The sequence below is a fragment of the Agrobacterium sp. 719_389 genome (assembly GCF_900188475.1).
GTDB classification, from domain to species: domain Bacteria; phylum Pseudomonadota; class Alphaproteobacteria; order Rhizobiales; family Rhizobiaceae; genus Agrobacterium; species Agrobacterium radiobacter.
Map to the genome: position 1 here is coordinate 51,930 of NZ_FYEM01000001.1, position 21,875 is coordinate 73,804.

The 21,875-nt window shown below is 59.2% G+C and carries 15 protein-coding genes; 12 read left to right on the top strand and 3 right to left on the bottom strand.

From position 1 onward, the window contains the following. Position 1 precedes the first annotated feature (1 nt). The 10 genes from nuoL (at position 2) to dnaE (ending at position 16,716) form a co-directional block, all read left to right on the top strand. Positions 2-1,999: an NADH-quinone oxidoreductase subunit L gene (gene nuoL, locus CFB10_RS00295; RefSeq protein ID WP_020012332.1), complete on the top strand. Its 1,998-nt coding sequence runs from the start codon at positions 2-4 to the stop codon at positions 1,997-1,999. Next, positions 1,999-3,510, top strand: coding sequence for an NADH-quinone oxidoreductase subunit M (locus CFB10_RS00300; RefSeq protein WP_020012333.1), 1,512 nt, complete (start codon positions 1,999-2,001; stop codon positions 3,508-3,510). Before nuoL ends, CFB10_RS00300 begins: the two co-directional genes overlap by 1 nt. 18 nt (positions 3,511-3,528) lie before the next feature. Then, a complete protein-coding gene (nuoN, locus tag CFB10_RS00305) occupies positions 3,529-4,971 on the top strand; it encodes an NADH-quinone oxidoreductase subunit NuoN (protein ID WP_020012334.1) in 1,443 nt (480 codons plus the stop codon). A gap of 26 nt (positions 4,972-4,997) precedes the next feature. After that, positions 4,998-5,738 carry a biotin--[acetyl-CoA-carboxylase] ligase gene (locus CFB10_RS00310; protein ID WP_020012335.1) on the top strand — a complete coding sequence of 247 codons (741 nt, stop codon included), beginning with the start codon at positions 4,998-5,000 and terminating at the stop codon, positions 5,736-5,738. 200 nt (positions 5,739-5,938) lie between these two features. Next, on the top strand, positions 5,939-7,606 hold the full coding sequence (locus tag CFB10_RS00315; RefSeq protein ID WP_020012336.1) for a ribonuclease J: 1,668 nt from the start codon (positions 5,939-5,941) through the stop codon (positions 7,604-7,606). Between the two features lie 545 nt (positions 7,607-8,151). Continuing rightward, positions 8,152-8,457 (top strand): DUF1467 family protein, encoded by a 306-nt coding sequence (locus tag CFB10_RS00320; RefSeq protein WP_020012337.1) that lies wholly within the window; start codon positions 8,152-8,154, stop codon positions 8,455-8,457. A 766-nt stretch (positions 8,458-9,223) separates the two neighbouring features. After that, the gene (gene proS / locus CFB10_RS00330) at positions 9,224-10,546 is read left to right on the top strand and encodes a proline--tRNA ligase (RefSeq protein WP_026364068.1); all 1,323 of its coding nucleotides are present in this window, start codon (positions 9,224-9,226) and stop codon (positions 10,544-10,546) included. 124 nt (positions 10,547-10,670) lie between these two features. Further along, positions 10,671-11,978 (top strand): lipoprotein-releasing ABC transporter permease subunit, encoded by a 1,308-nt coding sequence (locus CFB10_RS00335; RefSeq protein WP_003502407.1) that lies wholly within the window; start codon positions 10,671-10,673, stop codon positions 11,976-11,978. 15 nt (positions 11,979-11,993) lie between these two features. Next, positions 11,994-12,677: an ABC transporter ATP-binding protein gene (locus CFB10_RS00340; RefSeq protein WP_020012339.1), complete on the top strand. Its 684-nt coding sequence runs from the start codon at positions 11,994-11,996 to the stop codon at positions 12,675-12,677. Between the two features lie 538 nt (positions 12,678-13,215). Continuing rightward, complete coding sequence (dnaE, locus tag CFB10_RS00345) at positions 13,216-16,716, top strand: DNA polymerase III subunit alpha (RefSeq protein WP_020012340.1); 3,501 nt, start codon at positions 13,216-13,218, stop codon at positions 16,714-16,716. 21 nt (positions 16,717-16,737) lie between these two features. Here dnaE and CFB10_RS00350 read toward each other — a convergent pair whose 3' ends face one another. The 3 genes from CFB10_RS00350 to CFB10_RS00360 all read right to left on the bottom strand — a co-directional run bounded on the left by CFB10_RS00350 (position 16,738) and on the right by CFB10_RS00360 (position 19,806). Continuing rightward, positions 16,738-17,976, bottom strand: a complete 1,239-nt coding sequence (locus CFB10_RS00350) for a L,D-transpeptidase family protein (protein WP_020012341.1) — start codon at positions 17,974-17,976, stop codon at positions 16,738-16,740. Positions 17,977-18,143: 167 nt separating this feature from the next. After that, positions 18,144-19,427, bottom strand: a complete 1,284-nt coding sequence (locus CFB10_RS00355; RefSeq protein ID WP_026364069.1) for a DNA polymerase IV — start codon at positions 19,425-19,427, stop codon at positions 18,144-18,146. A gap of 70 nt (positions 19,428-19,497) precedes the next feature. After that, the gene (locus tag CFB10_RS00360; RefSeq protein ID WP_020012343.1) at positions 19,498-19,806 is read right to left on the bottom strand and encodes a DUF3572 domain-containing protein; all 309 of its coding nucleotides are present in this window, start codon (positions 19,804-19,806) and stop codon (positions 19,498-19,500) included. A 131-nt stretch (positions 19,807-19,937) separates the two neighbouring features. Between CFB10_RS00360 and CFB10_RS00365 the strand changes: the two genes are divergently transcribed. Both CFB10_RS00365 and CFB10_RS00370 read left to right on the top strand, forming a co-directional pair. Continuing rightward, positions 19,938-20,309, top strand: a complete 372-nt coding sequence (locus CFB10_RS00365) for a response regulator (protein ID WP_003496409.1) — start codon at positions 19,938-19,940, stop codon at positions 20,307-20,309. Positions 20,310-20,327: 18 nt separating this feature from the next. Then, a complete protein-coding gene (locus CFB10_RS00370; RefSeq protein ID WP_003502423.1) occupies positions 20,328-21,698 on the top strand; it encodes a PleD family two-component system response regulator in 1,371 nt (456 codons plus the stop codon). Positions 21,699-21,875: the final 177 nt, after the last annotated feature.

Genomic DNA, 21,875 nt, shown 5'->3' on the forward strand with positions numbered 1-21,875 from the left:
TATGATCTACAAGGCTATCGTCTTTCTTCCACTGATCGGCTTTCTGATCGCCGGCCTGTTTGGCCGGTCGATCGGCGCCAAGGCTTCGGAATATGTCACCACCGGTCTGATGATCGTGGTCGCCATCCTGTCGTGGATCGTGTTCTTCACCGTCGCGCTTGCCCATGGCGAGCCGGGCGAGGTGATCAAGGTCACCGTGCTGCGCTGGATCCAGTCAGGCGGCATCGACGTCGAATGGGCGTTCCGCATCGATACGCTGACGGCCGTCATGTTCGTCGTGGTCAACACGGTCTCGACGCTGGTGCACCTCTATTCGATCGGATACATGCACCACGATCCGCATCGTCCGCGCTTCTTCGCCTATCTGTCGCTCTTCACCTTCGCCATGCTGATGCTGGTGACCTCCGACAACCTGCTGCAGATGTTCTTCGGCTGGGAAGGCGTGGGTCTGGCGTCCTATCTGCTGATCGGTTTCTGGTTCAAGAAGCCGTCCGCATCGGCTGCCGCCATGAAGGCCTTCATCGTCAACCGCGTCGGTGACTTCGGCTTCATTCTCGGTATCGGCGGCGTGTTCGTGCTGTTCGGCTCGATCAATTTCGAAACGATCTTCGCCGCTGCCAGCACCTATCTGCCGGCCGAAGGCGCCGCTTCCACCGAAACCGTCATCAACCTGTTCGGCATGCAGCTGGACAAGGCCAATGCGATGACGGGCGTTTGCCTGCTGCTCTTCATGGGCGCCATGGGTAAATCGGCGCAGTTCCTGCTGCACACCTGGCTGCCGGACGCGATGGAAGGCCCGACCCCGGTGTCCGCCCTCATTCACGCCGCAACCATGGTTACCGCCGGCGTCTTCCTCGTCGCCCGCATGTCGCCGCTGTTCGAACTGTCGCATGATGCGCTGACCGTCGTGACGCTGATCGGTGCGATCACCGCCTTCTTCGCGGCGACCGTTGGTCTCGTACAGAACGACATCAAGCGCGTGATCGCCTATTCGACCTGCTCGCAGCTCGGTTACATGTTCGTGGCGCTCGGCGTCGGCGCTTATGGTGCTGCCGTGTTCCACCTTTTCACGCACGCCTTCTTCAAGGCCCTGCTGTTCTTGTGCGCCGGCTCGGTCATCCATGCCGTCGATGGCGAGCAGGACATGCGTTACATGGGCGGCCTGCGCAAGCATATCCCCATCACCTTCTGGACGATGACCGTCGGCACGCTGGCGCTGACCGGCGTCGGTATTCCGGGCACGATGATCGGTTTTGCCGGCTTCTTCTCGAAGGACGTCATCATCGAATCCGCTTACGCGTCCCATTCGGTTCTCTCTGGCGTCGCCTTCACGCTGCTGGTCATCGCAGCCCTGTTCACCAGCTTCTATTCTTGGCGTCTAGCCTTCATGACCTTCTTCGGCAAGCCGCGCGCTTCGGCCGACGTCATGCACCATGTGCATGAATCGCCGATGGTCATGCTGATCCCGCTCTTCATCCTCACCGTTGGCGCGATCTTCGCCGGTGTGGCCTTCGAAGGTTATTTCTTCGGCCATGAATATGCCGAATTCTGGAAGGGCGCCCTGTTCGTGGCTCCGGAAAATGAAATCCTCGAAGAGTTCCACCACGTTCCGCTGTGGGTGAAGTGGAGCCCGTTCTTCGCCATGGCGCTTGGTTTCGTGACCGCATGGTACATGTACATCAAGTCGCCGGAGACGCCGAAGCGTCTGGCCGAGACCCATCGCGGCCTCTACCAGTTCCTTCTCAACAAGTGGTACTTCGACGAACTCTACGACTTCCTCTTCGTTCGTTCCGCAAAGGCGCTTGGCCGCTTCCTGTGGAAGAAGGGCGACGTCGCCGTCATCGACCACTATGGACCGAACGGCATTGCAGCGCGTGTGGTTGACGTGACCAACCGCATGGTCCGCCTGCAATCCGGTTACCTTTATCACTATGCCTTTGCGATGCTGATCGGCATCGCGGCGCTTGTCACCTGGATGATGCTCGGGAGTGCCCTCTGATGACCGATTGGCCCATTCTTTCAACGGTCACCTTTCTGCCGCTCGTCGGCGTGGTGCTGCTGCTTCTGACGAATGAGAACGGCCCCTATGGTCGCCGCAACATTCTCAATGTCTCGCTGCTGACGACCGTCTTCACCTTCATCGTGTCGCTGTTCATCTGGATCGGATTCGACAATTCGAACCCGGGCTTCCAGATGGTCGAGAAGCATCAGTGGTTCGGCAACATCGCTGCCTATCATCTCGGCGTCGACGGCATCTCCATGCTGTTCGTCATCCTCACCACCTTCCTCATGCCCTTCTGCGTGCTGGCAAGCTGGGATTCGATCGAAAAGCGCATCAAGGAATACATGATTGCCTTCCTGCTTCTGGAAGTCGTCATGATCGGCGTCTTCGTGGCGCTGGATACGGTTCTCTTCTACGTCTTCTTCGAAGCGACGCTGATCCCGATGTTCATCATCATCGGCGTCTGGGGCGGCAAGGATCGCGTTTACGCCTCCTACAAGTTCTTCCTCTACACGCTGCTCGGCTCTGTTCTGACCATGCTCGCCATCATGGCGATGTACTGGCAGTCCGGTACGACTGATATGACCGAACTCTTGAAATACGGCTTCCCGGCCGGTATGCAGACCTGGCTTTGGCTTGCCTGTTTCGCCGCCTTCTCGGTGAAAATGCCGATGTGGCCGGTGCACACCTGGCTGCCGGATGCCCACGTTCAGGCGCCGACCGCAGGTTCGGTCATCCTTGCCGGCGTCATGCTGAAGCTCGGCGGTTATGGTTTCATCCGTTTCTCGCTCTCCATGTTCCCGCTGGCGTCTGATTATTTCGCCCCCTTCGTCTTCACGCTGTCGGTTCTCGCCATCATCTACACCTCGCTCGTGGCGATGATGCAGGACGACATCAAGAAGCTGATCGCCTATTCCTCCGTCGCCCATATGGGTTACGTGACCATGGGCATCTTTGCCGCCAACGTTCAGGGCGTGCAGGGCGCGATCTTCCAGATGCTGTCGCACGGCATTGTCTCTGGCGCACTCTTCCTCTGCGTCGGCGTGGTTTACGACCGGCTGCACACCCGCGAGATTTCGGCCTATGGCGGTCTCGTGAACAACATGCCGAAATATGCCGTCGCCTTCATGATCTTCACCATGGCCAATGTCGGTCTGCCCGGCACGTCAGGCTTTGTCGGTGAGTTCCTGACCCTGATCGGCGTCTTCCGCGCCAACACGCTGGTCGCGCTGTTTGCGGCAACTGGCGTCATCCTCTCCGCCGCCTACGCGCTGTGGCTATACCGCCGCGTCATCTTCGGTGCGCTCGAGAAGGAAAGCCTGAAATCGATGCTCGATCTGTCGACCCGCGAAAAGGTCATCCTTTACCCGCTGGTTGCGCTGACGATCTTCTTCGGTGTTTATCCGGCTCCGGTTTTCGATGCCACCGCCGCATCGGTCGATCTTCTGGTAAACAACTATACGGCTGCACTGCAGGCGGCGCAAAATGTTGCGCTCACTATGAATTGACGACAGGACCCGTTGGACATGACCGCTGAAATCCTTTTTGCCAGTCTGCACATTGCGACGCCCGAGCTGATCCTTGCGGTCGGCGCGCTGGCGCTGCTCATGATTGGTGTCTTCTCGGGCGACAAGTCGACAACGACGGTCACCGGCCTTGCCGTTGCCCTCCTGCTCGTCGTCGGTCTCTGGATCATCTTTGCCCCCGCATCGGGCGTGGCTTTCGGCGGTGTCTACATCGCCGATGCCTTCGGTAACTTCATGAAGGTGCTGGCGCTGATCGGCTCCATCACCGCCATGATCCTGGCCGTCGGCCAGGGCCGCTTCGAGCCCATCGGCCGTTTCGAATATCCGGTGCTGCTGGTTCTTGCGACACTCGGCATCCTGCTGATGATCTCGGCCAACAACCTGATTTCGCTCTATATGGCGCTGGAACTGCAGTCGCTGGCGCTCTACGTCGTCTGCGCCATCAACCGCGAAAGTCTGCGCTCCACGGAAGCGGGTCTGAAGTACTTCGTACTCGGCGCGCTGTCCTCCGGCATGCTGCTTTACGGCATGTCGCTGGTCTACGGTTTCACTGGCAATACCGGCTTTACCGAAATCGCGCAGGTTCTGGCGTCTGAAACCCGTTCGCTTGGCCTCGTCTTCGGCCTGGTCTTCGTTCTCGCCGGTCTGGCCTTCAAAATTTCAGCCGTGCCGTTCCACATGTGGACGCCGGACGTTTATGAAGGTGCGCCGACCCCGGTCACGGCATTCCTCTCCGCTGCGCCCAAGATCGGCGCCATGGCGATCCTCGTTCGCATCGTCATCGAGGCGTTCCAGCCTGTCTTTGCCGACTGGCAGCAGATCGTCGTCTTCATCTCCATCGCCTCCATGCTGCTTGGCTCCTTTGCCGCGATCGGCCAGAAGAACATCAAGCGCCTGATGGCCTATTCCTCCATCGGCCACATGGGTTATGCGCTGGTAGGTCTTGCCGCCGGCACGCAAGCCGGTATCTCGGGCGTCATCCTCTACATGACCATCTACATGGTCATGACGCTCGGCACCTTCGCCTGCATTCTCTCGATGCGCCGCAAGGAAATCGGCAATGTCGAGACTGTCGAGGATCTTGCTGGTCTTTCGTCTTCCAACCCCTTCATGGCGGTTGTGCTGACGATCCTGATGTTTTCGCTTGCCGGCATTCCGCCGCTCGCCGGCTTCTTCGGCAAGTATTACGTCTTCCTCGCCGCCATCGAAGCGAAGCTCTATCCGCTCGCCGTCATCGGCGTGATCGGCTCGGTGGTCGGCGCCTACTACTATATCCGCGTCGTCAAGGTCATGTGGTTCGATGAGGCCAAGGACAAGTTCGAGCGCCCGGCTGGCGAACTGAAAGTCGTTTATGCGCTTTCGGCCCTGTTCGTTGTCGCCTTCATCGTCTTTGGCGGTGCGCTCGGCAACGCGGTGACTGTTGCGGCGAAGACCTTCTTTTGAGCAGCACACACAAGCATACGGGTCGGATGTCCATCGATGATTTCCGGCACGAGGCGATGGCGGAAACGCCATCGACCAATCTGGAATGTTTTGCCCGGGCAAGGGCAGGCGATGGCGGCAATCTGTGGATTACCGCCATCCGCCAGACAGGCGGCCGGGGCCGCCGCGGCCGGCCATGGGTTTCCGAACCCGGCAATCTCTACGCCTCGCTTCTCCTGATCGATCCCGCGCCGATGGAGCGCATCGGCTCCCTGCCGCTCGCTTTTGCGCTTGCGGTCTATCGCGCCATTCGTGCGGTGCTGCCGACGGGTGGTGAACCGCTCGAGATCAAATGGCCGAATGACGTGCTGATCGGTCGCCGCAAGACCTGCGGCATCCTGATGGAAGCGGAGCTGCTGCCCGACGGTCGGCGCGCCATCGTCATCGGCATCGGCATCAATATCGCCCACAAGCCGGACAATCCGCTTTATCCCGTCACCATGCTCTCCGAACATGGCGCGTCCTGCTCTCCCGACGAGCTGTTCGCCCATCTCTTCCGCGAGACGGCTGATGTGCTGCGGGACTGGGACGAGGGCAGGGGCGTTTCCGGCATCATGACCGGCTGGCGGGCGGCCGCCTGCGGTATTGGCGAACATATCACCGTCAATTTCCCGGATCGTTCGATTGGCGGGCGTTTCGTCGGAATTGATGATAATGGTTATCTGCTGCTGGATGAAGACGAGGGGGCCAGGCGCTCCATCGCCGCCGGCGACGTATTTTTCGGATGAGGTGAACGGCGCGGCCCAAACCGCGCCGAACCGGTTCCAGAGGTTGGAGCTTTCCTGCGGCTCACGAAATGCAGGGTGAAAAACCGGTTCCGCATCGGCCCGGTCGATCAGATGGTTTAACAGGTCCGATGCTGGATACAGCTGGCGGGGGCGGCAAAATGCCGTCCTCCGTGTGCTTTCGTGAATGGATAAGAAAAATAATGGCTAAACAGGACGAACTGGTCTTTGTGCCGCTCGGCGGCGTGGGTGAAATCGGCATGAATCTGGCTCTTTACGGCTATGGGCCGGAAAGCAAGCGCCAATGGATCATGGTGGATTGCGGCGTGACATTCGCCGGTCTCGATCTGCCGGGCGTCGATCTCGTTCTGCCTGACATCAGCTATATCGCCGAGCAGAAGAAGAACCTCAAGGGCATCATCATCACCCACGCCCATGAAGACCATTATGGCGCGCTGAATGATCTGTGGCCCGGCCTCAACGTCCCTGTTTATGCCTCGCCCTTCACCGCCGGCATGCTGGAAGCCAAGCGCGCCTATGAGGGCACGCGCGCCGAAATTCCGGTGACGATCTTCAAGGCTGGCGACCGTATCAATGTCGGTCCGTTCGAAATCGAAGCGGTTGGCGTCAACCACTCGATTCCGGAGCCGATGTCGCTGGTCATCCGCACGCCGCTTGGCAATGTCATCCACACGGGTGACTGGAAGATCGACGAGGCCCCGTCGCTCGGGCCGTTGACGGATGAGGCTCGCTTCCGCGCCATCGGCGAAGAGGGTGTGCTGGCGCTGATGTGCGACAGCACCAATTCGGTGCGCGATGGTGTGTCGCCCTCCGAACACGAGGTTTCCGAAGGCCTGCGCCAGATCATCGAAAATGCCGAGGGCCGGGTGGCGGTCACCACCTTCTCCTCCAATGTCGGGCGCATCCGCTCGATTGCGCAGGCTGCTGAGGCCGCGGGCCGCGAGGTGCTGCTGCTCGGCTCGTCGCTGAAGCGGGTCGTCAATGTCTCGCAGGATCTTGGCATCATGGAAGGCATCAAGCCGTTCCTCGCCGAGGACGAATATGGCTATATTCCGCGCGACCGTGTGGTGCTGATCCTGACCGGTTCGCAGGGCGAGCCGCGCGCGGCGCTCGCCAAGCTTTCGCGTGACGAGATGCGCAATGTGGCGCTCGCATCCGGCGATACTGTCGTGTTCTCGTCGCGCGCCATTCCCGGCAATGAAAAGGCCATCATCGACATCAAGAATGGCCTGATCGAGCAGGGCGTGCATATCGTCACCGACAATGAGGCGCTGGTGCATGTTTCCGGCCATCCGCGCCGAAACGAACTTCTGAAGATGTATGAGTGGACGAAGCCGCAGATCGTCGTGCCTGTTCATGGCGAGGCGGCGCATCTGGTGGCGCAGAAGGAACTGGCCGAACAGGCCGGCATTTCGCAGGTACCGAAGGTGCGCAACGGCAATGTTCTGCGCCTCGCTCCCGGTCCGGCCGAGGTTATTGACGACGTTCCGCATGGCCGTGTCTTCAAGGACGGCAATCTCGTCGGTGACATGGACGAGATGGGCATCAGCAATCGCCGCAAGCTTTCTTTCGCCGGCCATGTCGCGGTCAACGTCGTGCTGGACAGCCGTTACGATTTCCTCGGCGATCCCGATGTGGTGCCTTTCGGCCTGCCGGAATTCGATGACGAGGATGAGGCGATGGAAGATACGCTTTATGACGCCGTGCTCGGCGCCGTCGAAAGCATTCCGCGCGCCCGCCGCAAGGATCTGGATCTGCTGCGTGAGGCGGTGCGTCGCGCCGTGCGCGCCGCCGCCAATCAGAGTTGGGGCAAGAAGCCGATCGTGACGGTTTTCGTCACGAAAGTCTAAGCCGGGAGGCGGGGGTATCTTTTGCACGCTGCCACCCCGGACGAGGTCCACTGCTGTCCGGTTTAAATTCTGGACGGCCCGCAGCCCTGCTCGAAGTCAGGGATGGAGGGGCAACATTCTCTCGGCGTCATCCTCGGCCCTGTGCCGAGGATCTAATCACGTCGAATAAAATCAATCGGTTGCAGATCCTCGGGACAGGCCCGAGGATGACGTCGGCGTGATTGGCTCGACCAGTCATCCTTTCAGAGAACGTCACTTCAATTTGGTGTCCAGAACGCCGCGAAACGTCTGAAACCGATTAGAAACAATGCGATGCACCTTGTCCCAAAATTTAAACCGGACAGCAGTGGACGAGGTCCGGGGTCCAGCGCGATCAAGTCCTTGAGCGCAAAAGAGTCTCTTTACGGCGCGGACGCGCCGTGGCTGGATGCCGGCTCAAGGCCGGCATGACGGAGGAGACGTCGTTCAGGACGGCCAGCGCGTCTGTTCGCCCTTCCAAGGCTTTTTGCGCTTCTTGCGGAGAATTGATTCCGGTTCGCGGATGAATGCGTTACAAGAAACGCATTGTGCAGGAGGATCACATGCCGCTTCTTTCGCTCTTCGCCGTTTATTTCATCGTCTGGTGGACGGTGCTTTTCGTCGTTCTGCCTATCGGCCTGCGCACCCAGGCGGAAGAGGGGGATGTGGCGCTGGGCACGGTGGCCAGTGCGCCATCGCGGTTCAGGGGCGGGCGGATCGTTTTGTGGACGACCCTGATTTCGGCCGTGATCTGTGGGCTCTGGTATGGCGGAACCTGGTGGTTCGGTGTCAGCCTTGACGACTTGCCGCGAATTATTCCGGTTTTCGACTGAGTTCTCTCTTCTCATTCCTGTGCTTGTCACGGAAATGCAGCAGACGCGGCTCTCGCGCGACAAGAAAAGTCCTTTCAGTCCAAGGACTTGGGCTGGCTGGATTCCTGTGACAAGCACAGGAACGAGGGGAGGAGGCGCAGCAAAAATCCTCGCATGGCAGCCTAGCCACCGCATCCCCAAGCACACGCGGTCTAAGCCGGCGCACCGAATATTGTCATATGGATGTCATCTGTTTCGTGCACACACCATGAGCGTGTCTGGCGGCCGATTCACCGCCATAATTTTACCGGAATAACGATCCGGGGCATTGTTGTGTGTAGAGATCAAAAAAAAACAAGGCCTTTCAGCCTTGTTTTCAGGTTTCGCGTGATCTGTAACCGTTACCGGGGCTGCGAACGAGCGCGCCTAAGATCTGATCCTCCCAAGACTGACCGCGAAAATGACAAGAATTTAAACTTCCTGCCTCTTTTGTAAGCTAAAGCTAGCTCAAACCCCCATGCTTGTCATCTCATTTTTTGCATATTTGTTACAGTCGGCAAAAAATTCTCTGTGGTGCAATTTGTCGCACCGGATCAAGAATAATATTCCGGTCAAAGCGTTTTGACGCGAATTAGCTATCGCGAAAATACCACAAAATCGCCTTTAACGCTCTTTGCATGGCGGGTTTTCATCTGAGCCAGAAACCGCTATATCCGGCGCCAATATCCCTCTATTCGGGGCGATTCCCGCGCCTTTGGCGCTGTCGTCCACATCAATGGAAGCCGTCATGCGTCTTAGCCGTTATTTCCTGCCCATCCTGAAGGAAAACCCCAAGGAAGCCGAGATTGTCTCTCACCGCCTCATGCTGCGCGCCGGCATGATCCGGCAGCAGTCGGCTGGCATCTATTCCTGGCTGCCGCTCGGCAAGCGCGTGCTGGACAAGGTCAACAAGATCATCCGCGAGGAGCAGGACCGTTCCGGCGCCATTGAGCTTCTGATGCCGACGCTGCAGACCGCCGAGCTCTGGCAGGAAAGCGGCCGTTATGACGACTATGGCAAGGAAATGCTGCGCATCAAGGACCGTCAGGACCGCCAGATGCTCTATGGCCCCACCAACGAGGAGATGATCACCGACATCTTCCGTTCCTATGTGAAGTCCTACAAGAACCTGCCGCTGAACCTCTATCATATCCAGCTGAAGTTCCGCGACGAGGTGCGCCCGCGTTTCGGCACCATGCGCTCGCGCGAGTTCCTGATGAAGGACGCCTATTCCTTCGACCTCACCAAGGAAGACGCGATCCATTCCTATAACAAGATGTTCGTGGCTTACCTGCGGACCTTCGAGCGTCTTGGCCTGCGCGCTATTCCCATGCGCGCCGATACCGGCCCGATCGGCGGCAATCACAGCCATGAGTTCATCATTCTGGCCGATACCGGCGAATCCGAAGTCTTCTGCCACAAGAGCTTCCTCGACCGCGCCATTCCCGCCGAAAGCACCGATTTTGACGATGTCGCGGCGCTGCAGGGCGTGTTCGACGAGTGGACGGCCGATTACGCCGCGACCTCTGAAATGCACGACGAAGCCGCCTATGACGCCATTCCCGAAGGCGAGCGCCTTTCCGCGCGCGGCATCGAGGTCGGCCACATCTTCTATTTCGGCACCAAATATTCCGAGCCGATGGGCGCGAAAGTGCAGGGCAAGGATGGCAAGGAACACCCCGTCCACATGGGTTCTTATGGCATCGGACCGACACGCCTTGTTCCCGCCATCATTGAAGCATCGCATGACGAGAACGGAATCATCTGGCCGGCCTCGGTCGCTCCTTTCGATGTGGTGATCATCAACATGAAGGCTGGAGATGCGGCCTGCGATGCGGCCTGTGAAAAGCTGTATTATCAGCTCTCCAACGCCGGCAAGGATGTTCTCTACGACGATACGGACGACCGGGCGGGCCAGAAATTCGCTACAGCCGACCTGATTGGCGTGCCGCTGCAGGTCATCGTCGGCCCGCGTTCGATCGCGAATGGCGAAGTCGAAGTGAAGGATCGCAAGACCGGCGAGCGGGAGACCGTGACGATCGAGGCGGCGATGAACAAGGTGCTCGCTTAAGCGCGAATGGAAGACGGAGCGGCTTCACCAGAAGTCCGCTCCGGTTTCGTAGCGCAGATGCAGCAAAAATAAGGGCCGGTTTTCGGAAAAGACCGGCCTTGCAGTTTGAGATCAGGGAGACGACATGGCACAAGCCGAGGCTGACAAGGGTGCGGCTGTTTCCGCCGGGGCAAAGACCGCCCGGCCGTTTTCCGCTTTCGAACGCATGGTGGCCTGGCGCTATCTGCGGTCGCGGCGCAAGGAAGCATTCATTTCCGTCATCGCCGGTTTTTCCTTTGTCGGCATCATGCTGGGCGTGGCGACGCTTATCATCGTAATGGCTGTGATGAACGGGTTCCGCACGGAGTTGATTTCCCGCATTCTCGGCATCAACGGCCATATGATCGTGCAGCCGATCGACCAGCCCTTCAACAATTATGATGAGCTGGCTAAGAAATTCGCCGCCGTTCCGGGCGTCACCATGGCTCTGCCGCTGGTGGAGGGCCAGACATTGGCCTCCGGTCGTGGCGGTGCGGGTTCCGGCGCTCTGGTGCGTGGTGTGCGACAGGAGGATATCGACAAGGTCAAGGAAGTCGCCACCAACATCAAGACCGGCGACCTCGTCGGCTTCATGGCGGGTGATGGCGTTCTCGTCGGCTCCAGGCTCGCCGCCCAGCTGGGTGTTACGGCGGGTGATGATATCACCCTCATATCACCGGAAGGTGACGTAACGCCGATGGGCGTCAATCCGCGCGTCAAATCTTACAAGATTTCCGGCGTCTTCGAGATCGGCATGTCGGAATACGACGCGTCGATGATCTATATGCCCCTGTCCGAAGCCCAGCTTTATTTCAATGCCGACGGCATCGTGCAATCGATCGAGCTTTATGTAAGCCGCCCGGATGATGTCGATGGCATCCGTCCGCTGGTGGAGCAGGCGGCCGAAAGGCAGATCTACATCACCGACTGGAGGCAGCGGAACCAGACCTTCTTCTCCGCCCTGCAGGTGGAACGAAACGTCATGTTCATGATCCTCACCCTCATCGTATTGGTGGCGGCGCTGAACATCATTTCCGGCCTCATCATGCTGGTGAAGGACAAGGGCAGCGACATCGCCATTCTGCGCACCATGGGTGCAAGCTCGGGCGCGGTGATGCGCATCTTCTTCATGACCGGTGCGGCCATCGGCATGGTCGGCACCTTCGCCGGCGTGGCGCTTGGCGTCATCGTCTGCCTCAACGTGGAATCCATCCGGCAGTTCTTCTCCTGGATTTCGGGCACGGTGCTGTTTGACCCGCAGCTTTATTTCTTGAGCCAGCTTCCGGCAGAAATGGATATCAGCGAGACGATTTCCGTTGTCATCATGGCGCTCACGCTCTCTTTCCTGGCAACGATCTTCCCGGCATGGCGGGCTTCCAAGCTCGATCCGGTGCAGGCCCTGCGTTACGAATAAGGACCGCTTCGCAATATGGCAAAAAAAACAGTGCTGCGGCTCACCGGCGTCGAGAGAACCTATGGTCAGGGCGAGACGTCGCTTTCCATTCTGCGCAAGGCCGATTTTGAATTGAAGAGCGGTGAGATGGTGGCGCTGGTCGCCCCTTCGGGCACCGGCAAATCGACGCTGCTGCATCTGGCGGGGCTGCTGGAACATCCCGATGCAGGCGAGGTCTATATTAACGGCGCGCCCTGCAACGGCCTGCCGGATGAAACGCGCACCGCGATCCGCCGCAGCGATATCGGTTTCGTCTATCAGTTCCATCACCTCCTGCCGGAATTCTCGGCGGTGGAAAATGTGATGATGCCGCAGCTCATTGCCGGTCTCACCCAGGCGGAAGCCCGCAAGCGCGCCAGCGCGCTGCTCGACTATATGCGCGTGGGGCATCGCGGCGAACACCGTCCAGCCGAACTCTCGGGCGGTGAACAGCAGCGTGTCGCCATTGCCCGCGCCGTCGCCAACGCGCCGCTCCTGCTGCTCGCCGACGAGCCGACCGGCAATCTCGATCCGGAAACCGCGCATTACGTATTCGACGCGCTGGAGGCGCTGGTGCGCCAATCCGGCCTCGCGGCGCTGATTGCCACCCACAATCATGAACTCGCCGCACGCATGGATCGGCGTGTAACGCTCGCCGACGGCAAGATCGTCGATTTCTGACCATGGGATTGCGCGGGGTTGGTCCTCGCGCATCACATGCCTCCGCTGCGATCGAACCGAGTAAGCCGGTCGTTGCCGTGAAGGAGAAAAAACAAGCCGTCGCGAGTGCGGATTCAATCCCTCCCGACGCCTGTTGAAGAACACCTGTTCCCTGAATCTATTTTTTTCCCGAACCCGGAGGCGTTTTTACCTTCGGGTTTTTCGCTTTGGAGTCAGTGAGTTGCCGTTCCCTTGATCGGAACCGAAGGCGATTCTCGTACATTAGCAAGAGGAATATCAGCAGAACCCTGTTGACAATCGAACAAAATGAGAACAAAGTTGGAACATAACGAGTAAGGAGAGACCAATGACTGATTTCATCCGTGACGTTGCTGCTTTCGCTTCCATCGCTGTCTTTGTTGCCAGCTTTTCGGTGATCCTCACCGCCCTGTGAAGAAGACACCGGCGCAGAAGCCTGTATGGATGCCGCAAAGCGGTGGACATTAAGCGCCGGAAATCGGAAAATCGCCCCCTCGATTCAGAATGACAGGATGATGATATGGGCGATACGGTTATGCGTGGAGAGATCTCTGGCGAAACGTTGAAGACGCCCGGTTTCGTCCATCTTCGGGTTCATTCCGCTTATTCCCTGCTTGAGGGGGCCTTGCCCCTCAAGAAAATCATGTCCAAGGCCGTTGCCGACGGCCAGCCGGCCATTGCCATTACCGACACCAACAACCTCTTCGTCGCGCTGGAGTTTTCCGAAAAGGCGCGCGATGAGGGTCTGCAGCCGATCATCGGTTGCCAGCTGTCGATCGACATGCAGGATGCGGCGGAAGATCGCCGCAACCACAACAGCCATCTTCAGAAACTTCCCGCCATCGTTCTGCTGGCCGCCAATGCCGAAGGTTATGAGCGGCTGGTGGATATCGTCAGCCGCGCCTATCTGGAAGGCGAGGGTAGCAGTCATTCGGTGCATATTACCCGCGCATGGCTGGAGGAAGCCTCCAATGCCGGCTTGATCGCGCTGACGGGCGCTTCCGGCGGACCGGTGGATATGGCCTTGAAGGAAGGCCATGCAGCGCAGGCGAAAGAGCGGCTGCTGACATTGAAGTCACTCTTCGGGGACAGTCTCTACATCGAATTGCAGCGCCAGTCCGGCTACGACCGTTCCCATGAGCGGCGCATGATCGGCCTTGCTTACGAGCATGATATTCCGCTGGTTGCCACCAATGAAGCGTTCTTCCCCTCCAAGGCTGATTACGAGGCGCATGATGCGCTGATGGCGGTGGCGCACAACGCCATCGTCTCCGATGACAGCCGGTTCCGGTTGACGCCCGACCATTACCTCAAGAGTCGTGAGGAGATGGTGGCGCTTTTTGCCGACATTCCCGAGGCGCTCGAAAACACTGTCGAGATCGCGCTCCGCTGCTCCTTCGTGCTGAAGAAGCGTGGCCCGATCCTGCCGCGCTTCACCGGCGCCAGCGACGACCCCGAAGCGGCGGAACGCGCTGAAGCCGAGGAGCTTCGCCGCCAGGCGGTGGAGGGGCTGGATCAGCGGCTGGCAGCGCTCGGCATGGCGGCCGGTTATACGGAGCAGGAGTATCGCGACAGGCTGGATTTCGAACTCGGCGTCATCTCGCGCATGAAGTTTCCCGGTTACTTCCTGATCGTTGCCGACTTCATCAAATGGGCCAAGCAGCATGATATTCCGGTAGGCCCTGGCCGTGGTTCGGGTGCGGGTTCGCTTGTCGCTTACGCGCTTACCATTACCGACGTCGACCCCCTGCGCTTCTCGCTGCTGTTCGAACGCTTTCTCAATCCCGAACGCGTATCGATGCCCGACTTCGATATCGACTTCTGCCAGGACCGCCGTGAAGAGGTGATCCGTTACGTGCAGGCCAAATATGGTCGCGAGCAGGTGGCGCAGATCATCACCTTCGGTTCGCTGCAGGCGCGCGCGGCCTTGCGCGATGTCGGCCGCGTGCTGGAAATGCCCTATGGGCAGGTGGACAAGATCTGCAAGCTGGTGCCCAACAACCCGGCCAATCCGACACCGCTGTCAAAAGCGATCGAGGAAGAGCCGCGCCTGCAGGAAGAGGCGGACAAGGAGCCGGTCGTCGCCCGCCTCCTGGATATCGCCCAGAAGATTGAGGGGCTTTACCGTCACGCCTCCACCCACGCCGCCGGTATCGTCATTGGCGATCGGCCGCTCTCCAAGCTGGTGCCGATGTATCGCGATCCGCGATCCGATATGCCGGTCACCCAGTTCAACATGAAATGGGTGGAAAGCGCCGGCCTCGTCAAATTCGACTTCCTCGGCCTGAAGACGCTGACGGTGCTGAAGGTAGCCGTCGATTTTGTTGCCAAGCGCGGCATCAAGGTTGATCTTGCCGCCATCCCGCTGGATGACGCCAAAACTTACGAGATGCTGTCGCGCGGCGAAACCATCGGCGTGTTCCAGGTGGAAAGTGCCGGCATGCGCAAGGCGCTGATCGGCATGCGGCCGGACTGCATCGAGGACATTATCGCGCTGGTGGCGCTTTATCGTCCCGGCCCGATGGAAAACATCCCGGTTTATAACGCCCGCAAACATGGCGAGGAGGAGCTGGAATCAATCCACCCGACCATCGACCATCTGCTCAAGGAAACGCAGGGCGTTATCGTCTATCAGGAACAGGTGATGCAGATCGCCCAGGTCCTGTCAGGTTATTCGCTCGGCGAAGCCGATCTTCTGCGCCGCGCCATGGGCAAGAAGATCAAGGAGGAGATGGACCAGCAGCGTGAGCGCTTCGTCGATGGCGCCATCAAGAATGGCGTCTCGAAGCCGCAAGCCAACACCATCTTCGACCTTCTGGCGAAATTCGCCAATTACGGCTTCAACAAGAGCCATGCCGCCGCCTACGCCATCGTGTCCTACCAGACCGCCTATATGAAGGCGCATTATCCGGTAGAGTTCCTCGCGGCCTCCATGACGCTCGATATGGCGAACACGGAAAAGCTCAACGATTTCCGGCAGGATGCAGGCCGCCTTGGCATCGAGGTCGTCGCACCTTCGGTGCAGACGTCCTTCCGCCAGTTCGAGACAGGTGAAAACCGCATCTATTATTCGCTGGCCGCCATCAAGGGCGTAGGCGAGGGAGCGGTGGAACACATCGTCCAGGTTCGCGACGGCAAGCCGTTCACGAGCCTTGAGGATTTCTGCCTACGCATCGACCCCAAGCAGATCAACCGGCGTGTGCTGGAAAGCCTGATCAATGCCGGCGCTTTCGATTGTTTCGGCCGCGACCGCGCCGAGCTGATCGGCGGGCTGGACCGCATTATCGGTTATGCGCAGATGGCGCAGAACAATCGCACCATCGGCCAGTCGGACATGTTCGGTTCCGGCGGCGGCAACGGCCCGGAAAAGCTTGTCCTGCCCGCTTTCCAGCCCTGGCTCGCTTCGGAAAAACTGCTGCGTGAATATCAGGTTCTCGGTTTTTACCTCACCGCCCATCCTCTCGATACCTATCGCCCCGTGCTGGAAAAGTTGCGGGTGCAGAATTTCGCCGATTTTTCAGCGGCGGTGAAACAGGGTGCGACCGCCGGGCGTCTGGCCGGAACCGTTACCGGCAAACAGGAACGCAAGACCCGCACCGGCAACAAGATGGGAATCGTCACCTTCTCGGATGCATCAGGGCAATATGAAGCGGTGCTGTTTTCCGAAGGGCTCGGCCAATTCCGGGATCTGCTGGAAGTCGGCAAATCGCTTGTTATCACCGTGCAGGCGGAAGAGCGCCCGGAAGGCATTGGCCTGCGTATCCAGACGGCGCAGTCGCTTGAAGAGAAATCCGTGCAGATGCAGAAGGCTCTGCGCGTTTATGTCCGCGATTCTGGTCCGCTGAAAACGGTCGCCCGCCATCTCAACACCAAGGGTGACGGCTCGGTCTATTTCATCGTCATCAAGGATGAAGGCAGCCGCGAGATCGAGGTGGAACTGACGGAGAAATACCGTATCTCGCCGGAAATCGCCGCTGCGCTGCGGTCCGCACCCGGTGTCGTTGACGTGGAACTGGTGTGAGGCTCACGCCTCACACGTCGCTCATACCGGCCCTTCCTTCGTCACGGTGATGAAGTCCGTTCCGGCGCCTGTCTCCATCTGGTGACTAATGTCGGAAACGGTAATCGAGCTGCCGCTTGAAAGCTCCTGTTCGATACGGCTGCGGATTTCCGCGGGTATTTCGAGGCGGCTGAGCACGGCGCTCAATTGATCGAAGCCGCCAGGGGCTTCGGCAACGGTGATTCCGAGCCGCTTGCGGGCTGCCGCCGGCAGGTGGTTTTCGAGCGTCACGCCGTTCCATTCGGCCGTTCCAGCCGCGCGGTCCACGGTAACAGCCTCGAAGAAGTGGGTTCCGAGCGCCACTTCCGGGTCCTTGATGTCGATGGCTGCTTCGAACAGTGGTTTGAAATCCTGCCGCACCATGATCTGGCCGGTCGGCGGATGGTCTTCACCGGCGGAGGCATAAAGCGCCGCCACGAAGGCGTCGGTCAGAAGCGGTCCGGTGGTCTTCAGCCCCTTCCAGCGCTTGAAACCATTGATGGCGCTGATCGTCATCTCTCCGGTGTAACCATCGGCAGAACCAGCATCGAAGCCGAGACGGGTCAGCACGGTTTGAATATCCATCACCTTTTCGCGCTCGCCACGGCGGGTGATGAGAATGCGCAGGGGTGAGGGTTCTCTGGCCTTCGCCGCCGGCTTGAGGGACTGGGTCTTTTCATTGACGGCAACCTCAACCGCGCCCAAGGCTGCATCGAATGTCGCCGGGCGCAACTCCACATCCGAAAGAAGCAGCTTGCCGTCATCGGCATCGTCGCGTGGAACAAACAGCGCCGGGTGCTGTACGAAACGCAACGAGACCGGGCGGTCGGTGATGATGACATGAACGCCAGTGCGCGTGTCGCCGAAAAGTGACTTGGCGAATTTGGAAGGCAGACGCACGCAGCCATGCGAGGCGGGATAGTTCGGCACCTTGCCTTCGTGCAGCGCGATACCAGACCATGTCAACCGCTGCATGAAGGGCATGGGTGCAGCCGAATAGATATTCGACTCGTGGTATTTTCGCTTTTCCAGAATGGAGAATATGCCGCTCGGCGTCTCATGCCCGGCCTTGCCGGTGGAGACTTTCGAGGTGGCGACGATCTCGCCATTTTCATAAAGCGCGAGCGACTGATCGCTTTTTGATACCAGAATCTGCAGCGCGCGGCTGTCAGCGGCAAGCGCCGGAAAGGCAAGAATGCTGGCTGACAGCATGCCAGCCATAAGACGGAGGCGAAGGGACATGACGCAATACACCACATGCACAAAACTTGCCTCACTCAACCACGCGAAGTTTAATGAAGTTTAAGGACTGCTCACCCCGAACATCACTAATTTGTGTAAAATCTAAAATATATCGGTCGCGACGAGGCGGGAGGGATTACGCGCCCCTTCGCACCACCCAGCGGGCTTTATTTGCGCGTTCCGAAAGTATAGCCGGTCTCGACGCTGCCCTTGCCGAACTTGTCGCGCAGCTTGTCCATCGCCGCTTCCGCCGCCGCCCGCCGCCCCGCCTGTCTGTCGACGAGATCGGGAGGGTCGGCGAGGCCCGCATCGCGCAGATCACTGACGCCTATGCCGATCAGGCGAAACTTGGTGCCGTCGGTTTCTTTCGCAAGCAGCGAAAGGCCGGTGCGGAATATGCGGTCGGCAAGCTGGGTAGGGTCGTCAAGCTTGCGGTTGCGGGTGCGGAGTTTAAAATCGGACGTCTTCATTCTCAGCACAACCGTCTGGCCGGAAATGCCGCTCTTCTTCAGGCGCCAGGCAACTTTTTCGGAAAGCGACCGCAGGATCGGTACGAGGTCCTCGTGCCGGGAAATATCGTTGAAGAAGGTGGTCTCGGAAGACACGCTTTTCACGGGGTCGTTATTGTGCACGTGCCGTTCATCGATGCCGCGCGAAAGCCGGAACAGCCGTTGTCCCATCACGCCATAGCGGCGCATCAGGTCGCCTTCCTCCATCTCCTGCAACTGCGCGATCATGCGGATGCCGTCCGCCTCCAACGTCGCCGCAAACGCCTTTCCAACGCCCCATATCGTCGTGACGGGCCGTGCTGCCAGAAAGGAAAGCGCTTCCGCTTCGCCGATCACCGAAAAGCCGCGCGGTTTTTTAAGTTCGGACGCGACCTTGGCCAGAAATTTGCAGTAGGACAGCCCGGCCGAGACGGTCACGCCCACTTCTTTTTCCACCCGTTTCACGAATTTCGCCAGAACCCGGGCCGGCGGATCGTGATGCAGCCTCTCCGTGCCGGAAAGATCGAGAAAAGCCTCGTCTATGGAAATTGGCTGCACGAGCGGCGTCAGTTCCTGCATCATCGCCCGGATTTCGCGCCCGACACGGCTGTATTTCTCCATGTCCGGCTTGATGACCACCGCGTCAGGACAGGCTTCCAGCGCCTTGAACATGGGCATTGCGGAACGCACGCCCTGAATGCGGGCGATATAACAGGCGGTGGAAACCACCCCGCGCTTGCCGCCGCCAACGATTACGGGCTTGTCGGCCAGTTCCGGATTATCCCGTTTTTCAACAGAGGCATAAAAGGCGTCGCAGTCGATATGGGCAATGCTCAGATCGTAGAGTTCGGCGTGATAAACAAGGCGCGGGCTGCCACAGGCGCGGCAACGCCTCAACCCTTCTGGCTGGCCGGCCAGACAGTCACGGCAAAAACCGGGATCATAGGGGTGCGACGTGGACATGAGCCGAAAACAAAACCAGAACGTTGCCGACCATACTCCGGCCGCGACGACGGCTCAAGGGCCTCGTCCGTCAATACACGCCCGAATCGAGCCCCGGGCCGGAAAAGTGATGCCAGGCGGCCGCCACTGTTTCGGGTGACGTGTCGGTCGCGGCGCAAAATGCCATGAGATCGGGTTCGTGGCTCATCAGAAAATCGGTGAGCCCTGCCAGAAAGCCGGGATCGTTGACGGCCTGGCGCAGCATGTTGGCCTGCAATCCGCTCAGCGCCAGAAAACGCGCCAGCATGTCCGGTTCGTTTGCCAGCCAGCCAAGTATGGCGGCCGCCGTTTCTTGCGGATCCTGACCGGCATTGCCTTTGTTTTTCGTATCGCGCAGCATTTCTTCCCCGAAGTTACCTATTTTGAAACCAAATCCCTCTAGCCTTGCGCAACAAATGGACGATGGAATCGGTTCTCTGACACCCTATATGTCTGGATGAAGGTTTCAAAGCGAAACGGGGACTGCTCACCATGCCCAAGCAGGTCATGATAGTCGAAGATAACGAGCTGAACATGAAGCTCTTTCGCGACCTGATCGAGGCGTCTGGTTACACGACGATCCAGACGCGCAATGGCATGGAAGCGCTCGATCTCGCCCGCAAGCACCGCCCGGACCTCATCCTCATGGATATCCAGCTACCGGAAGTTTCGGGGTTGGAGGTGACGAAATGGCTGAAGGAAGATGACGAGCTGCATGTCATCCCGGTCATCGCGGTCACGGCTTTCGCCATGAAGGGCGACGAGGAACGCATTCGCCAGGGCGGATGCGAGGCCTACGTGTCGAAGCCGATTTCCGTTCCGAAGTTCATCGAAATCATCAAGACTTATCTGGGCGATGCGTGAGGCGACTGGGGAACGGTTATGACGGCGAGAGTTCTGGTTGTTGACGATATTCCGGCCAATGTGAAGCTTCTCGAAGCGCGTCTTGTGGCGGAATATTTCGATGTCGTCACCGCCGAGGATGGTTTCAAGGCGCTGGCGATCTGCGACGAGGAGCAGGTCGATATCATCCTGCTCGATATCATGATGCCGGGCATGGATGGGTTTGAGGTCTGCGAAAGGCTGAAGGCCAATCCGAATACGGCGCATATTCCGGTCGTGATGGTCACCGCACTTGATCAGCCGTCGGATCGCGTGCGCGGCCTCAAAGCCGGCGCCGACGATTTTCTGACCAAGCCGGTCAACGACCTGCAGCTGATCGCCCGCGTCAAAAGCCTGGTCCGTCTCAAGGCCGTCAGCGATGAGCTGCGGCTGCGCGCCGAAACCGCACGGCAGATCGGCATCGAGGAGATGCTGCGCAGCGACGGCCTGATGCAGACGCCCGGCCGCGTATTGGTGGCGGATGGCCGCGCCAGCTCACAGGAACGTATCGTCCGGGCGCTGAAGCCGATCGCAGAGGTCGATGCTGTCACGGAGCCGCAGGCGGCGCTGCTCAAGGCGGCGAGCAACCCCTTCGAGCTCGTCATCGTCAATTCCAATTTCGAGGACTATGATCCACTGCGGCTATGCTCGCAGCTTCGCTCGCTGGAGCGCACCCGTTTCCTGCCGTTGCTTCTGGTGGCGGAACAGGGGGCGGATGAGATGGTGGCGCGCGCGCTCGATCTCGGCGTGAACGATTATATTCTCCGTCCGATCGATCCGAACGAACTCGTCGCCCGCTCGCTGACGCAGATCAGGCGCAAGCGTTATAACGAGCATCTGCGGCTCAATCTCCAGCACACGATGGAACTTGCGATTGTCGACGGGCTGACCGGCCTTAACAATCGCCGTTACCTCGACAATCATCTGAAGATACTCTTCGACCGTGCTGCCGTTCGCGGCCGTCCGATCTCCATCTGCATGACCGATATAGACCGTTTCAAGCTGGTCAACGATACCTATGGCCACGATGTCGGCGACGAGGTGCTGCGGGAATTTGCAGCACGCATCCGCAGCACGGTGCGCGGTGCGGATCTTGCCTGCCGCTACGGCGGGGAGGAGTTCGTCGTCGTCATGCCCGATACACCGATGGAGCTTGCGGCAAGCGTCGCAGAGCGCCTGAGGGCGATCGTGGAGGACAAGCCTTTTTATGTCCGTTCCATCGACCGGGAATTGAGCATTACCGCCTCTCTCGGCATAGCCACCAGCAGCGGCGCCTTCGGTGCGCCGGATGAGATACTGAAACATGCGGACAAGGCGCTTTACGAGGCGAAACACGCCGGCCGCAACCGCGTCGTGGCGGCCGCAGCCTGACCCGGCGGCGGCAGATTAACTAAAAAATATTGCGCAATCTCTCCGTCATGTCCCGGCGAAATATCCAGCCGGAAATCGGGAATGGACACCGCCAGACTGCAAGCTATTGACCTTGGATGTATTTTATCGTTTTGCAATGAAAGGATGCAGCTTAACGATATAAATAGAGTTCAAGTT

Coding starts and splice junctions, on each gene's coding strand:
- nuoL (WP_020012332.1), top strand. CDS start 2: ATGATCTACAAGGCTATCGTCTTTCTTCCACTGATCGGCTTTCTGATC.
- CFB10_RS00300 (WP_020012333.1), top strand. CDS start 1,999: ATGACCGATTGGCCCATTCTTTCAACGGTCACCTTTCTGCCGCTCGTC.
- nuoN (WP_020012334.1), top strand. CDS start 3,529: ATGACCGCTGAAATCCTTTTTGCCAGTCTGCACATTGCGACGCCCGAG.
- CFB10_RS00310 (WP_020012335.1), top strand. CDS start 4,998: ATGTCCATCGATGATTTCCGGCACGAGGCGATGGCGGAAACGCCATCG.
- CFB10_RS00315 (WP_020012336.1), top strand. CDS start 5,939: ATGGCTAAACAGGACGAACTGGTCTTTGTGCCGCTCGGCGGCGTGGGT.
- CFB10_RS00320 (WP_020012337.1), top strand. CDS start 8,152: ATGCGTTACAAGAAACGCATTGTGCAGGAGGATCACATGCCGCTTCTT.
- proS (WP_026364068.1), top strand. CDS start 9,224: ATGCGTCTTAGCCGTTATTTCCTGCCCATCCTGAAGGAAAACCCCAAG.
- CFB10_RS00335 (WP_003502407.1), top strand. CDS start 10,671: ATGGCACAAGCCGAGGCTGACAAGGGTGCGGCTGTTTCCGCCGGGGCA.
- CFB10_RS00340 (WP_020012339.1), top strand. CDS start 11,994: ATGGCAAAAAAAACAGTGCTGCGGCTCACCGGCGTCGAGAGAACCTAT.
- dnaE (WP_020012340.1), top strand. CDS start 13,216: ATGGGCGATACGGTTATGCGTGGAGAGATCTCTGGCGAAACGTTGAAG.
- CFB10_RS00350 (WP_020012341.1), bottom strand. CDS start 17,976: ATGTCCCTTCGCCTCCGTCTTATGGCTGGCATGCTGTCAGCCAGCATT.
- CFB10_RS00355 (WP_026364069.1), bottom strand. CDS start 19,427: ATGTCCACGTCGCACCCCTATGATCCCGGTTTTTGCCGTGACTGTCTG.
- CFB10_RS00360 (WP_020012343.1), bottom strand. CDS start 19,806: ATGCTGCGCGATACGAAAAACAAAGGCAATGCCGGTCAGGATCCGCAA.
- CFB10_RS00365 (WP_003496409.1), top strand. CDS start 19,938: ATGCCCAAGCAGGTCATGATAGTCGAAGATAACGAGCTGAACATGAAG.
- CFB10_RS00370 (WP_003502423.1), top strand. CDS start 20,328: ATGACGGCGAGAGTTCTGGTTGTTGACGATATTCCGGCCAATGTGAAG.